Genomic DNA, 13,615 nt, shown 5'->3' with positions numbered 1-13,615 from the left:
GCCCGGCGCTTGGAAGTCAAAGTTGCAAGACCTTGAATCTGAGGCCAGAGAGCGTGTACGGCAAGATTTCCAAACTACACAACAGTATTCAGTACAAATTGACAATGGCGCATGAGAAGCTTGCTCACGTCGCTTACTTTTTTCTGATGGATGGGTGCTGAAGCGGAGCCATGCCTTCGCGTTTTTCGACCAGAAAATCAATCAACGCGCGCACCTTGACGGGCATTTGTGCTCGGGTCGGTGCATAGATGTAAAAGCCCGCAAAGGGTTTGCACCAAGCTTGCAGCACACGCACCAGTGCGCCGGAATCGAGGTGCTGCTGTACAGCAATGTCGATGTGTTGCATGAGTCCGGCACCCTGGAGGGCCGCGCGGATCATCCCATCATCGTCATTGGTAATGATGCGCCCCTGGGGCTCCACAGTGAAGCTGTGACCACCCTCATCGAGCGACGTGAACTCCCACGCATGGAGCGCACCGCTGGTTTGTCTGAAGCGCAGGCAATTGTGCTGGGCTAAATCAGTGGGTGTGGCAGGAACCCCATGCTGCTCGAAATACGCAGGTGTAGCGACCACCGCCATTTCCAGGGGTGGTGTGATCGGTACCGCCACCATATGCTCGGCCAAACTCTCGCCAATCCGAATCCCTGCATCGCAGCCGTCGGCCACGATGTTCGCCAGTGCATCGTCCATGACCAGTTCCAACTGGAGCTTGGGATAGCGTGCACAAAATTCCTGCAGATGGGGCTCCAGCAGGGTCTTGGCTGCTACTCGCGAAGTATTAAGACGCACCAGCCCCGAGGGTTCATCGCGCATGTCATGCATGGAGCGCACCGTGCGTTCTACCGCCACCAATGCGGGATACCACACGTCGTAGAGACGCTGACCTTCTTCGGTGAGTGACATATCGCGCGTCGTCCGGTACAGCAGCTTGACGTTCAAGCGCCGCTCCAGCGCCTTCACGTTCTGGGACAAATTGGCGCGTGAGACGCCCATTTCAGCAGCGGCCTTGGTGAAGCTGCGGTGATGTGCCACGTGCGCGAACCACGCCAGGGATGGGAGCAGTGAGGGGTCCATGTGGTTCTCATTGTTAATTTGAAGATACAACTGTAGTGCGAATTGATGGCTATGACGAGTCAAGTATTCGGCCTACAGTTCGTTCATCGGTGCTTGGTTGAACGACTTCAGATGACAGTGACCAGGCAATTTTCACTCGACGGTCACAAGGAGCTCATCATGCAAAGCGTCAAGATCAAACACACCTACTGGGACATCGCTGCCGACCTGTACTTTCCGCCCGGCTTCGATGAAAGCAAAAAATACCCTGCAATCATCAGCGCCCACCCCATCGGCAGTTGCAAGGAGCAGACCGCTGGAAATGTCTATGGCAAGGCCTTGGCAGAAGCCGGCTTTGTCGTGATCGCCTTCGACCGCAGCACGCAAGGCCAGAGCGGTGGCGAGCCCCGCTACGTTGAAGATCCGGCCATGGCCGTGGAAGACTTCAGCCGGGTTACGGACTACCTTGTCACCTTGCCTTACGTGGATGCGGACCGCATCGGGGTGCTGGGCATCTGCGGCGGCGGTGGCTATGCCATCAATGCGACCATGATTGAACGCCGTATCAAGGCCCTGGTCAGCATCACCGGTGTCAACTACGGCCGCCTGTGCCGCGAAGGCTTTAGCGGCTTCGACCCGATTGGCCAGATGGAGGCAGTGGCGAAGCAACGCACCGCCGAGGCCCGGGGCGAGGCGCTCAAGGTTGACCTGTTCGTTCCGCCCTCCATGGATGCGGTCGCCAAGGCAGGCATCGCGGACATCGACGTGCTCGGTGCCACAGACTACTACCGCAACCGCTGCATCAATGACAACGCCGGTACGCGTGGGCTGTTCTCGCGCCGCGCTGCCTCAGCCGCCTGGGATGCCTTCCATTTGGCCGAGACGCTGCTGACGACGCCGCTGATGGTGGTGGTCGGCGACAAGCCAGGTGGCTTTGGTGCCTATCGCGATGGGCTGGAGATTTATGCGCGCGCCGCGTCGAAGGTCAAGGAACTGGTCGTTGTCGAGGGTGCTTCGCACTACGAGTTGTACGACCAGCCGGGTCCTGTTGGCCAGGCACTGGCCAAGCTGATCCCCTTCTACCAGCAAAACCTGTAAGGCCTGGCTCTGAGCTTTTGGAGCACCAAGCAGCCATCGGCCCTGCCGCAAACGGCAGGGCCGATCCATTTGAAGAACTACATCATGACCAAAACCAAAGTATTGATCTTGGGCGCCAGCGGCCAGATCGCCCGACATGCCGTTCAGATGCTGGGTGGGCGCAAGGATGTCGAGCAAACCTTGCTCGTGCGTGATCCCAAGAAACTGACCAGCACCGAACCCGCCAACGCGAAAATCGCCATCGGCGATGTGATGGACAAGAAGCTGCTACCCCAGCTCATGGAAGGGCAGGATGTGGTCTATGCCAACCTGGCGGGCGATGTGGACAAGCAGACTGCGCACATTCTGGCGGCGATGAAATCCAAAGGCGTCAAGCGTCTGATTTTCGTGAACTCGCTGGGCATATACGACGAAGTTCCTGGAAAATTCGGCGAGTGGAACCGCAACGAGATTGGCCAGTACCTGCCGCCTTACCGAGCCTCCGCGGATCTGATCGAGGCATCCGATATCGATTACACCATCCTGCGTGCGGCCTGGTTGCAGGACGAGGATGAGGTGGATTACGTGATCACCAGCCGCGATGAACCCTTTAAGGGTACAGAAGTCTCGCGCAAGAGTGTGGCCGCGCTAGCGGTAGCGTTGATTGAACACCCCGACCGCCTGGTGCGCGCCAATGTGGGTGTGAACAAGCCCAATACCGACGGCGACAAGCCCGCGTTCGTTTGATGATCGTCGGATGAGAAAACCCATGACCACCTTGCGCTGGATTCTATCCGCAGTGGCACTGGCATGGTAAGCACCTCGCCCAACTCACGCGCAGCGGTTGTGTATTTCTCGCGCTCAGGGAACACCGCGCTGGCCGCACGCCGCGTGGCTCGGCGGCTCGATGCCCAACTATTTGCGCAGGAAGCGTCTGACTAACAACTGGGCATGCGTGGCCTGGTGCATGAAGTGATGGACGCGAATACCGTCCGCGTATTGGAGAGGTGCTGCGAGCCGGTCACAGATTTTCTGCAGACTAAGGAAATCCTCTGATTTCCTATCTAGCTTGCTTTCACTCACCCTCTGCATCGAGATTGAAGGGCTGGGTGAAGGGTGAGAAAATTATGTTATTTGCATGCAGTGATTGCGCAATCACGATTGCTGTATAAAAATACAGTAATCAAAAGCAAGGAGTCCCCCATGATCCGCATCGTCTGCCCGCACTGCCACGCCCCGCTGTCCATGACAGAGCTCGAGCAGGCCAACATTAATGGGCATCTGAGTCTCATATGTCCGGAATGCGCCGCCGTTCTGGTTTCTGAGTCGGAGTCTGCGAGCGAGACACACTCCTTGGCCGAGCATTTCCCGGAAGCGTTGTTTGTCCATGCCTGACAGTCTGTCCGGCTTGGCCGGCGTCTTCGTTTCCTTTGCACATGCGCCGAGCCCGTACCTGCCCATGGACGAAGTCCGGCTCCGAAGTCGCGCACGCCATTCTCGCCAGCCAGCTTTTTCTCGGCGCAGTGCTTGGCCAGCTTGGACAGGGTCTTGGTCGGATCGATAAGGATTGCTTTAACAAACCAAATATCGCATTTCGGTAATCGGTTATTCCAACCGCTACAAGCGTGACGAACTCAGACGTGTAGCAAGAGATGCTCCCTTTCCCAAGGCGAAATCACTTTCATATATTCGGCGTATTCGATTTCCTTTATCGCCGAATAGACCGTGATGAACGACTCGCCCAGCACCTCAGCCAGATCGCTTTCCGCCCGCAACTGTTCCAGGGCTTCGCCCAGGCTGCGGGGAAGCTCGTGTTCACCCAGGTAGGCGTCACCCCGGCATTCCGGGCGCGGATCGATGCGTTTCTTGATACCGAGGTAGCCACACGCCAGACTCGCCGACAAGGCGACATAGGGATTGGCGTCGGCGCCGATGACCCGGTTTTCGATGCGGCGCGCTTGCGGCGTCGCCAGCGGCACGCGGATTCCGACCGTACGGTTGTCGATACCCCACTGGATATTGATCGGCGCGGCGGTGAAGCGCTCCAACCGGCGATAGGAATTGACGTAGGGCGCGAACAGGGCGAGCGCCGCCGGGATATAGCGCTGCAGTCCGCCGATGAACCAGAAGAATTCCCGGCTTGGCGTCCCGTCCGGATTGCTGAAGAGATTTCGCCCGCTGCCGTTGTCGACGATGCTCTGGTGGACATGCATCGCGCTGCCGGGTTCGCCGGCGATCGGCTTGGCCATGAAGGTGGCGAACATGTCGTGCCGCAGCGCGACCTCGCGCACCGTACGCTTGAAGAGAAAAACCTCATCGGCAAGCTGTAGCGGGTGGGCATGGCAGAAATTGATTTCCATCTGCCCGGCGCCGATTTCATGGATCAGCGTATCGGCGTTCAACTGCATCTGCTCGCAGAAGTCGTAGACCTCCTCGAAGAGCGGGTCGAATTCATTGACCGCGTCGATCGAATAAGCCTGGCGCGAATTTTCCGCGCGACCGCTGCGCCCGACCGGCGGGCGCAAAGGCATGTCTGGATCGGTATTGCGGGCGACCAGATAGAACTCGACCTCAGGCGCGACGATGGGCGTCCAGCCCTCGTCGGCAAACAACCGGCAGACACGGCGCAAGACCGAACGCGGCGCGAAAGGCACCAGATTACCGTGCGGATCGAAGCAGTCGTGCAACACCTGCGCCGTCGGTTCGCTGGCCCAAGGGACGATGCGGACCGTGCTGGGATCGGGACGCAGATGCATGTCCCGGTCGGTGGATTGGATCGCCTCATAGTAAGGGCCATCGGCCGGTAATTCTCCCGTTACGCCCATGGCGACGGTGGATTCAGGCAGGCGCATACCGCGATCCTCGGTGAAGCGCTCCCGCGGCAGAATCTTGCCGCGCGCCACTCCGGTCAGGTCGGGAACCAGGCATTCGATCTCGACGATCCGGTTGGCGTCGAGCCAGCGTTCCATTTCGGCGAATCCGAATTGCTCACGGTTTTCGATCAGGAAAGGTTCGCGGTCCTGGCGGAGTTGCCGGCGGGGATGGTAGGGATGGTTGCGTTTCATCGAATTCTCGGGGAGGGAGCGCGAACGGTGCGGCCGGGATGGCTATGGCCGGCGAAGGTATCCGGATTGACGCCGCAGAGCGTCATGGCAGGCCGTCTGAAACGCAAAACGTGGGAGGTTGCAGCGGCGCGCAGCACGTTCTTGGCGAGAACGGCGCTGGCGTAATCCCGGCCGGAGAAACGGAGAATTTCGGCAAGGCGAAATCCCTGGTGACGATAGAAAGCGATCAGATGGGCGGCCGCTGTGGGCGTATCGAGCGCCAGTTCGTCATAACCGTGGCGAGCCGCCCATGTTTCGGCCAGTTCGAGCAATTTGCCGCCGACGCCGCGCCCCTGGTATTCGGGATCGACCGCGAACTGATGCAGGCTCGCCACGCGCCGACTTCGATAGACATCGCTCTCCGAACCTCGTTCGTGGCGATGCAGCGTCAACGTGCCGACCACTCGCCCCTCGCATTCGGCAACGAAACATTCGCCGAGTCCGACCCGTTGCCGGGTTCTGGCGACCGACTGGTCGACACAACTGCAGAAAATTCCCATGCGACCTAGTCGCGAGAAAGCGCTGTGCAGCATGGCGGTCAATTCGAGGAGCGAATCCTCGGCTGACAAGGGACGCAACGTGATGGCTTGCATTCACCAACCTTTGAACAAGGAACAAGTGCCGCCCGGAAATCGTCCGGCATCCCGGAGCGCAGTCACAGAAGACGGCAATCGGATTAAATCCCGGCCAATATAAAAATACGGTAAAGATTGATGGCGTATTGGATAAAAATTCGTAAATCCGGGTGCCTCCGACTCTCGCCTCGGACGGCGCCGATTTATTCATTTTTTTATTGTCGACGCCGTGTTTTTTAACAGCATTTTTACTTCCGGATTCCTAGCATTGGCTTGTATTTGCATGCAGCCATCGGCTGCGAATGACAGGAGGAATCCAGGATGATCTTCGTGACCAAGAACACCGCGCAGCAATATTCCCGCAATGACGACCAGCCCAGCTACTGGCGCCTGGGCTGGAGTGTGGATCAGGTTCGTTCCCAACTTCATAAATCCGTTGATCGGCGCGCTGCGGTCGGCGTCAGCCACGCCGCCCAAGTCAGTCGTTCCTGGCGCTGAACCGGAAAACGATCATGGGATTCGATTTGCCTGAACTATTCCTGGCCTCGGCGGCGATTTCTATCGCTCCCTATGCGGCGATGGCAGTTTGGCAAAAGCTGCGCCGCCGCAAAACGCCCTGGTAGTCAGATATGCCGAAGTCATTCGACGAAAGGAGGAAAAGTTGAACACGATCGCCAATCTGCTGCGGGTCGAGGACATCCATCTCGAACTGCAAGTAACGAGCAAGAACGAGTTTCTCGACCGGATTGGACAAGTGCTTGAAAGCATGCATCGACTTCCGCAGCGGCTGGTCGCAGCCGGGCTGCAACGGCGCGAAGCGATCGGCTCGACCGCCCTGGGTAAGGGGGTCGCCATCCCGCATGCGCGAGTCAAGGGTCTCGACCGCATCATCGTCAGCTATGTCGGGTTGGGAACGCCGATTCCCTTCGACGCACCCGACAGCAAACCGGTTTCCGATCTGCTGGTGCTGCTCGTTCCCAAACAGGCGACCGAGGAACATCTGGGCCTTCTGGCAGAAGCGATGCAGATGTTTTCCTCCGATCGGTTCAGGCAGCAACTCCACAACTGTGCGACGCCGCAGCAGTTCAAGGCCAAGTTTGACGCCTGGCAGGAATAACCACAGGCGTGCTCATCATCTTCTTGCCAAATCAACCATTTCTCGTGGCGATTCTTTCAAAAACCATTTGTGTACCCAAGTTGGAGCTGCGCGTTCTAAATGTATTCCTTTCAAATCGTCAATAAACAACAAAGGGTCGGCTGCCGCCAGTGCGGCAGCGCTCTCTGTCTCAGTTACCCGGCTTCAGCAGATATGACCAGTCGTCTTCCATAAATATGTTGTCTGGAGGCCGCATATCTCCATAGAGACTGTTCGTTTTCGGTTTTTGATTTTTTTAATCGATTATTGTAATAGCCCATTATCAAGGGACCCAGCATAAGCTCCCAGCGATGTTTCGGCTTGGTTTCGTTGACATCGTGCAATTTGATATTCGTGAATCCATTCAGTCCGAGCAGGAGCCAATATTGAAATAGCCCAAGATTCATCCACGGCATATGGGGTTTCAATATTTCATTATCGACGAAATCAGAGTGGCTTCTCGGAAAGCCTTGGAAAAGGTAATTTATTCGTGCTCCAACATATAACGGATTGGGGTCGGTAATAATAAATACCCCGCCGGTATTTAGGTGGCTTCTAACCGAGCTAATCAAATCCCCGGGGTTTTGAATGTATGCCATTGCTTCGCAAACAACGACTGCGTCATAAGTGCCGGCATTTTGCGGCAGTCCGCCATTGATATCGTGCTTGTAGAAATTTTCATACCCGAATGGGTGTTCAGAAAAAGCATCCACACCATCCAGCCTGGAGCTAAAGTCCAGTTCGTTTCGAAGCCAGCCGCTACCGCATGCGACGTCAAGAATGCTGGATGGCTGCCTGATGCCAAGTATTTCAAGCACTGCCTTCCTATATGCTTTTACGTTGTTGTTCATTTTTGTTTTGTTTGTATCAATCCATTGCACGGAATTCAATTGTTATTCCCCTGCAATTTGAAAATTAAGCTGCCAGAATGACGTTGCATTGGCCTGCCTCTGTGTTTCCCCGATGCGCATTCCGCAAGAGAGATTGGCGTGGTTGTATCCCGGCATGTACCGGAGTGCTTTGTCTCTGGGCGCAGAGCTTGCTGCCGGCAAGCACCGTGAATCCAGGCTGGCTACGAGTCAGTGAAGCAACAAATGGTTTTGGGTGGTACATCCGATTCTCGCTAGATGAAAAACACATCGGGGAATCGGCGGGGCGCCATGCCGCAAGCGGTATGGCGCGGCTCTCAGCTCAAGCCGTGGTATGGGAGAGGGGAAAAGCCCAGCCCCGCCTGTTAGGCGGAGGCAGCCCAGTCAGGGCGTTCGGGTTTGTCGCTCGGCGGCGATGTCAGGTAATGGGGAGGCCATGAGTGATCAAAAGCCTCCCGTGCAATTTTCAGGTTTGTCAGCAAACCGACCAAGGCCTCGACGTCGCCGGCATAACAGTTCGCGCAATCGCCATCGATGCTGGAAAGCGGAGCTCTGGCATGATCAGGATTGTCGTTCGCCTGGTGCTCATGGTGTTCGACATGTTGAGCGGGCATTCCCGTTTCATGCTGGCAGCAGGACTCTGCCAGCGTCCAGGTAGGCTGGAATGACAGAAAAACCAACAGGAAAACGGCGATCAGGTGCTGCATCCGAGCAATGGTAGCAGAGGCATAACGATAAAAGTACGAGCCAAGCTTAGGGTGGAGATTTCCTGGTTTTACTTTTTTGCGTGATGGTGCGGGTTATGCCTTGCATGGGTTCGGGATTGGATTCGACGATGCGGCAAAGGGCGCACGGTCAGGCTTTCCTGGCCAGTATCAGCGACCCCTTTTCCAGCGGATCCAGGTCGATACGCTCGATCGCTGCGAAACCGGCGGTTTCCAGCCATGCGCGATAGTGCTCGTGGCGATAGGTCTGGGTGCCGGTTTCGTAGAGCAGGGTCAGGCGGAAGGCGGCCATGAAGGCGTTGCCGGGTGTGTCGGCGAGGTATTCGTGGATGACCAGCAGGCCGCCGGGATTGAGCGCGTCGTGGATCTGCTGGATAGCCAGGCGGTTTTCATCGGCCGTGTGGTTGTGGGCGACCGACAGATAGAACACTACGTCGTGCTGGCCGTGCCAGTCGTGTACCAAGAGTTCGCCGGGGCCGACGTGGATGCGCTCCGACAGCCCGTGACGGGCGATGGTGGCGTCGGTTTCGCTGAGGGCACTGGGCAGGTCGACGATCAGGGCATGCAGCTGCGGGTGGCGTTGGCAGAAGCGGATCGAGTGCATGCCGTGCGAGCCGCCAAGATCGAGCAGTCGGCGTTGCTCGGGCAAAACGGGGACATGGGCAAGCAGGTCGGGGCCGAGGTCGCCGGCAAAGGCATCCATGTAGGCGGAGAAGGTCGCGCCGAGTTGCGGCTTGTCTTCCATCGCTTGCCAGAGCGTCGTTTCCGGTCCGCCCCGGCGGACGGCAGCCGTCAGGTCGCCCATCATCGGCCAGGCTTCGAGGGTCCAGCGCAGGCCGGGGGTGTAGTCGACGCGGCCCGCCGAGGTGAACCAGCGCTGCGTACTGGCGGTGTTGGCAACGAGTTCGCCGTGCCTTTCCAGATAACCGATGGTGACCAGGAAGTCGGCCAGGTCGCGGGTGCCCCGCTGGCTGGCGTGCAGCGTATCGGCCAGGCCGGCGATGTCGCGCGGGCCGTTGGCGAGGGCTTCGAACAGGCCGAGTTTCCCGGCGGAGAGGATGGCGGCCGATTTCATCATCGGCATATAGACATCGAGCATGGCCAGTTCGGCCGTGCCGGTGGGTCGGCAGACGTCGGGCCTGGTGGTGGGGGCTGGCGGAATGTGTCGCGTGTTCATCAGGCTTGGGCGAGGGCGGTGTCGAGGGCGGCGAGCAGGGCGGCATCGTCCGGCTGGGTGTCGGGGGAGAAACGTTGCAGCACCGTGCCGTCGCGGCCGACGAGGAATTTCTCGAAATTCCACAGCACGTCGTCCGGCTGTTCGGGCAGCATCTTGTACTGGCCGAGTTTTTCGACGAAATCGCTGCCGGCTGGGAAGCTGATCTCTGGCCGGGCGGCGATCAGGTGGTCGTACAGCGGGTGGCGTGGTGCGCTGTTGATGGCGATCTTCTCGAACATCGGAAATGTCACGCCGTAGTTGGCGGAGCAGAAAGCAGCGATGTCGTCGGCACTGCCCGGCTCCTGGCCGGCGAAGTCGTTGCACGGAAAGCCGAGTACCTGCAGGCCGCGGCCGCGGTAAGTCTGGAACAGCGTTTCCAGCCCGGCGTATTGAGGCGTCAGGCCACATTTCGAGGCGACGTTGACGATCAGCAGGACCTGGCCCTTGTATTGGCCGAGGTCGGCGGCTTGTCCGCTCAAGGTCCTGAGCGGGATGGCGTATAGCGGTGCGTTCATGGATGAGGTCTCTGTATGGGTTGATCTGTCCCCTTGGCGGGGTGTTTTTTTGTGGATGATACCTGCGATGCGAGCCGGCTTTGGCAGCAGACCGTCCGGTGGCCCGGTAAAATGCCGGTTTTTTACACTCGCCTGCCTTCGACATGACGACTGCCGCTCAAATGCCTGCCGATCAACTGGCCGCACTGGCCAACTCCGATACCCAGCGTCTGGCTGCACGCATGGCGCAGGATGTTTTTGCCGGGGTTTTCAGGCAGGCCGTTGCCAACGACGGGGCGCCAGACGCCGGGGTGCTCGGCGAGGTGGCATCGCAATGCGCCAACTGGTGCCGGGCCGGCGGCAGCGACGATGCCCGTGCCTTGCGACTGGCGCTGCTGGTCGGCGGTCTCGACCAGTGGGGGCTGGCCTATACGCAGGCTTTCGGACTGACTGCGATTCACCCGCTGACGGCGCTGATCGGTGGCCTGCGCACCCGTCTCGATGCGCGTGAGGAAAGCCGTTTCCAGAAATACTTCGAGCAGATCGATGCGGTCGAAGGCGATGGCGTCGATTTCAAGGTCGAATTGCGGCGCAGCATCCACATGGCCCTTTGGCACGCGATGGCGGCTTGCGAGTCGGCAACGCAGGTCGAGGCCATTGTGCAGACGCTGGGCAGCCTGATGGTGGCGCTCGACCGGAAAATGCCGGCGCTGGGCTGGCGGCTGGTGGCCGATGCGCTGGCCAATATCCAGATCTGCCTGCTGTCCGAGCAGGCCCCCGCCTCGCCCCTGGCCCAGGACGGCACGCAACAGCTGTTCGCCTCGCTGCGCCATGCGCTGCCGGCGGAGCGCTACCAGGCCATCCTCGCCCACTCGGGGCAGGCTGTCGTGGCCTGGCAGCAGGCACGGCGCCAGACGGTCCAGTGAGCCGGCGGCTCGCCTGTTGCCAAGGTAGAATCCATCGATGAACTGGAACGCGCTGAAGGAAAAGCTCGATCTATACGAGCGTCTAATGCGGCTCGACAAGCCGATCGGCATCATGCTGTTGCTGTGGCCCACGTTGTGGGCGCTGTGGCTGTCCTCGCACGGACGGCCGGACTGGGTCGTGGTCTGGGTGTTCGTGCTCGGCACCGTGCTGATGCGTTCGGCGGGATGCGTCATCAACGACTACGCCGATCGCGATTTCGACAAGCACGTGGAGCGCACGAAGGAGCGCCCGCTGACGGCCGGCAAGGTGACGACGAAGGAGGCCTTGATCCTGTTCGCCGCCTTGTCGCTGATCGCCTTCGGGCTCGTGCTGCTGCTTGGCAAGCCTCTGGTCATCGCCCTGTCGGTACCGGCGGTTTTTCTTGCCGCCAGCTATCCCTTTACCAAGCGTTTCTTCGCCATTCCCCAGGCTTATCTCGGCATTGCCTTCGGCTTCGGCATCCCGATGGCCTACGCCGCACATACCGGCGGCGTGCCGCTCGAGGCCTGGCTGTTGCTGCTCGCCAACGTCTTCTGGGCGGTGGCCTACGACACCGAGTACGCCATGGTCGACCGCGACGACGACCTGAAGATCGGCATCAAGACGTCGGCCATCACCTTCGGCCGCTTCGATGTCGCGGCGGTGATGGGGTGCTACGCCGCAACGCTGGGCCTGCTCGGCTGGATCGGCGTCACCCTGCATCTCGGCTGGGCTTTCCATGCCGGCCTGCTGGTCGCGGCCGGGATCATGGGCGTGCACTACACCTGGATCAGGGGGCGCGAGCGCATGCCGTGCTTCAAGGCTTTCCTGCACAACAACTGGGTGGGGGCTGCGATCTTCGCCGGCATCGTGGTCGATTTCCTGCTGACCGGACGGAGTTTCGGATGAAATACCATGATCTGCGCGACTTCATGTCGCAACTGGAAAAGACCGGCGAACTCAAGCGCATTGCTCACCCGGTCGATACCCATCTGGAAATGACCGAGATCGGCGACCGTGTGCTGCGCGCCGGCGGCCCGGCCCTGCTGTTTGAAAACCCGACGACCGGTGGCCGTAAGCACGACATTCCGGTGCTCGCCAACCTGTTCGGCACGCCGCAGCGCGTGGCGCTGGGCATGGGCGAGGAATCGGTACTGGCGCTGCGCGAGGTCGGCAAGCTGCTGGCCTACCTCAAGGAGCCGGAGCCGCCCAAGGGCCTGAAGGATGCTTGGGACAAGCTGCCCATCCTCAAGCAGGTGCTCAACATGGCACCGAAGAAGGTGTCGAATGCGCCGTGTCAGGAAGTAGTGTGGGAGGGCAAGGACGTCGATTTGAGCCGCCTGCCCATCCAGCACTGCTGGCCGGGCGACATCGCGCCGCTGATCACCTGGGGGCTGGTCGTCACGCGCGGCCCGAACAAGAACCGCCAGAACCTTGGCATCTACCGCCAGCAGGTGTTGGGGCCAAACAAGGTCATCATGCGCTGGCTGGCGCATCGCGGTGGCGCGCTCGATTTTCGCGACCACCAGTTGGCCAATCCCGGGCAACCCTTCCCGGTGGCGGTGGTGCTCGGTTGCGATCCGGCGACCATCCTTGGCGCCGTGACGCCGGTACCCGACTCGCTGTCCGAATACCAGTTCGCCGGCCTCCTGCGCGGTGGCAAGACGGAACTCACGCAATGCCTTGGCTCGACGCTGCAGGTGCCGGCCTCGGCTGAAATCGTCCTCGAAGGGGTGATCCATCCCGGCGAAATGGCGCTCGAAGGCCCCTACGGCGACCACACCGGTTACTACAACGAGCAGGCCGAGTTTCCTGTGTTCACCATCGAGCGCATCACCCTGCGCAAGAACCCGATCTACCACAGCACCTACACCGGCAAGCCGCCCGACGAACCCGCCGTGCTGGGCGTGGCGCTCAACGAGGTGTTCGTGCCGCTGTTGCAGAAGCAGTATCCGGAAATCGTCGATTTCTACCTGCCGCCGGAAGGCTGCTCGTACCGCATGGCCATCGTGTCGATCAAGAAACAGTACCCTGGCCACGCCAAGCGCATCATGTTCGGTATCTGGAGCTTCCTGCGCCAGTTCATGTACACCAAGACCATTATCGTGGTCGATGACGACATCGACATCCGTGACTGGAAGGAGGTGGTCTGGGCGATGACGACGCGCATGGATGCGACGCGCGACACGACGCTGGTCGATAACACGCCGATCGACTACCTCGACTTCGCCTCGCCGGTGGCCGGCCTCGGTTCCAAGATGGGGCTGGATGCGACCAACAAGTGGCCGGGCGAGACGAACCGCGAGTGGGGGCGGCCCATCGTCATGGACGACGGCATCAAGAAGCGGGTCGATGCGATGTGGCAGGAACTAGGTCTTTAGGACGAATTGACCCGCGGCGCGGCGGTTTGAGAAAATCCGC

General features: G+C 59.6%; 15 protein-coding genes. 7 read left to right on the top strand and 8 right to left on the bottom strand.

Going from position 1 to position 13,615, the window contains the following annotated elements; genetic code table 11:
- Positions 1 to 133: 133 nt before the first annotated feature.
- Positions 134 to 1,075 (bottom strand): LysR family transcriptional regulator, encoded by a 942-nt coding sequence (locus tag F1002_RS05830; protein ID WP_150428084.1) that lies wholly within the window; start codon positions 1,073 to 1,075, stop codon positions 134 to 136.
- Positions 1,076 to 1,234: 159 nt separating this feature from the next.
- Here F1002_RS05830 and F1002_RS05825 point away from each other — a divergent pair, with 159 nt between their 5' ends.
- The 3 genes from F1002_RS05825 (at position 1,235) to F1002_RS05815 (ending at position 3,526) form a co-directional block, all read left to right on the top strand.
- On the top strand, positions 1,235 to 2,152 hold the full coding sequence (locus F1002_RS05825) for an alpha/beta hydrolase (RefSeq protein ID WP_150428083.1): 918 nt from the start codon (positions 1,235 to 1,237) through the stop codon (positions 2,150 to 2,152).
- A gap of 84 nt (positions 2,153 to 2,236) precedes the next feature.
- Entirely contained in the window at positions 2,237 to 2,878 is a 642-nt protein-coding gene (locus F1002_RS05820) for an SDR family oxidoreductase (RefSeq protein WP_150428082.1), read from the top strand.
- Between the two features lie 456 nt (positions 2,879 to 3,334).
- The gene (locus F1002_RS05815) at positions 3,335 to 3,526 is read left to right on the top strand and encodes a hypothetical protein (protein ID WP_150428081.1); all 192 of its coding nucleotides are present in this window, start codon (positions 3,335 to 3,337) and stop codon (positions 3,524 to 3,526) included.
- Between the two features lie 239 nt (positions 3,527 to 3,765).
- Here F1002_RS05815 and F1002_RS05810 read toward each other — a convergent pair whose 3' ends face one another.
- The 3 genes from F1002_RS05810 to F1002_RS05800 form a co-directional block, all read right to left on the bottom strand.
- Positions 3,766 to 5,196 carry a glutamine synthetase family protein gene (locus F1002_RS05810; protein ID WP_223879485.1) on the bottom strand — a complete coding sequence of 477 codons (1,431 nt, stop codon included), beginning with the start codon at positions 5,194 to 5,196 and terminating at the stop codon, positions 3,766 to 3,768.
- Positions 5,193 to 5,828, bottom strand: coding sequence for a GNAT family N-acetyltransferase (locus F1002_RS05805; protein ID WP_150428080.1), 636 nt, complete (start codon positions 5,826 to 5,828; stop codon positions 5,193 to 5,195). Before F1002_RS05805 ends, F1002_RS05810 begins: the two co-directional genes overlap by 4 nt.
- 189 nt (positions 5,829 to 6,017) lie before the next feature.
- Complete coding sequence (locus F1002_RS05800) at positions 6,018 to 6,287, bottom strand: hypothetical protein (RefSeq protein WP_191090318.1); 270 nt, start codon at positions 6,285 to 6,287, stop codon at positions 6,018 to 6,020.
- Positions 6,288 to 6,471: 184 nt separating this feature from the next.
- Between F1002_RS05800 and F1002_RS05795 the strand changes: the two genes are divergently transcribed.
- A complete protein-coding gene (locus F1002_RS05795; protein ID WP_150428078.1) occupies positions 6,472 to 6,927 on the top strand; it encodes a PTS sugar transporter subunit IIA in 456 nt (151 codons plus the stop codon).
- Between the two features lie 173 nt (positions 6,928 to 7,100).
- Here F1002_RS05795 and F1002_RS05790 read toward each other — a convergent pair whose 3' ends face one another.
- The 4 genes from F1002_RS05790 to F1002_RS05775 form a co-directional block, all read right to left on the bottom strand.
- Positions 7,101 to 7,796 carry a class I SAM-dependent methyltransferase gene (locus F1002_RS05790; protein WP_150428077.1) on the bottom strand — a complete coding sequence of 232 codons (696 nt, stop codon included), beginning with the start codon at positions 7,794 to 7,796 and terminating at the stop codon, positions 7,101 to 7,103.
- 383 nt (positions 7,797 to 8,179) lie between these two features.
- A complete protein-coding gene (locus F1002_RS05785) occupies positions 8,180 to 8,521 on the bottom strand; it encodes a hypothetical protein (protein ID WP_150428076.1) in 342 nt (113 codons plus the stop codon).
- Positions 8,522 to 8,669: 148 nt separating this feature from the next.
- Entirely contained in the window at positions 8,670 to 9,716 is a 1,047-nt protein-coding gene (locus F1002_RS05780) for a class I SAM-dependent methyltransferase (RefSeq protein WP_150428075.1), read from the bottom strand.
- Entirely contained in the window at positions 9,716 to 10,270 is a 555-nt protein-coding gene (locus F1002_RS05775) for a glutathione peroxidase (RefSeq protein WP_150428074.1), read from the bottom strand. The genes F1002_RS05780 and F1002_RS05775 overlap by 1 nt, the downstream gene beginning before the upstream one ends.
- A gap of 161 nt (positions 10,271 to 10,431) precedes the next feature.
- Between F1002_RS05775 and F1002_RS05770 the strand changes: the two genes are divergently transcribed.
- The 3 genes from F1002_RS05770 to ubiD are packed head-to-tail and all read left to right on the top strand — an operon-like array spanning position 10,432 to position 13,575.
- The gene (locus F1002_RS05770; RefSeq protein WP_223879484.1) at positions 10,432 to 11,175 is read left to right on the top strand and encodes a hypothetical protein; all 744 of its coding nucleotides are present in this window, start codon (positions 10,432 to 10,434) and stop codon (positions 11,173 to 11,175) included.
- A 37-nt stretch (positions 11,176 to 11,212) separates the two neighbouring features.
- A complete protein-coding gene (ubiA, locus tag F1002_RS05765; protein ID WP_150428072.1) occupies positions 11,213 to 12,103 on the top strand; it encodes a 4-hydroxybenzoate octaprenyltransferase in 891 nt (296 codons plus the stop codon).
- Complete coding sequence (gene ubiD, locus F1002_RS05760) at positions 12,100 to 13,575, top strand: 4-hydroxy-3-polyprenylbenzoate decarboxylase (RefSeq protein ID WP_150428071.1); 1,476 nt, start codon at positions 12,100 to 12,102, stop codon at positions 13,573 to 13,575. Before ubiA ends, ubiD begins: the two co-directional genes overlap by 4 nt.
- Positions 13,576 to 13,615: the final 40 nt, after the last annotated feature.

The sequence above is a fragment of the Dechloromonas sp. CZR5 genome, assembly GCF_008711155.1.
In the GTDB taxonomy this organism is placed as follows: Bacteria; Pseudomonadota; Gammaproteobacteria; order Burkholderiales; family Rhodocyclaceae; genus Azonexus.
Note: the sequence above shows the minus strand (reverse complement) of the source record. Positions and strands in the feature narration are given on the sequence as shown.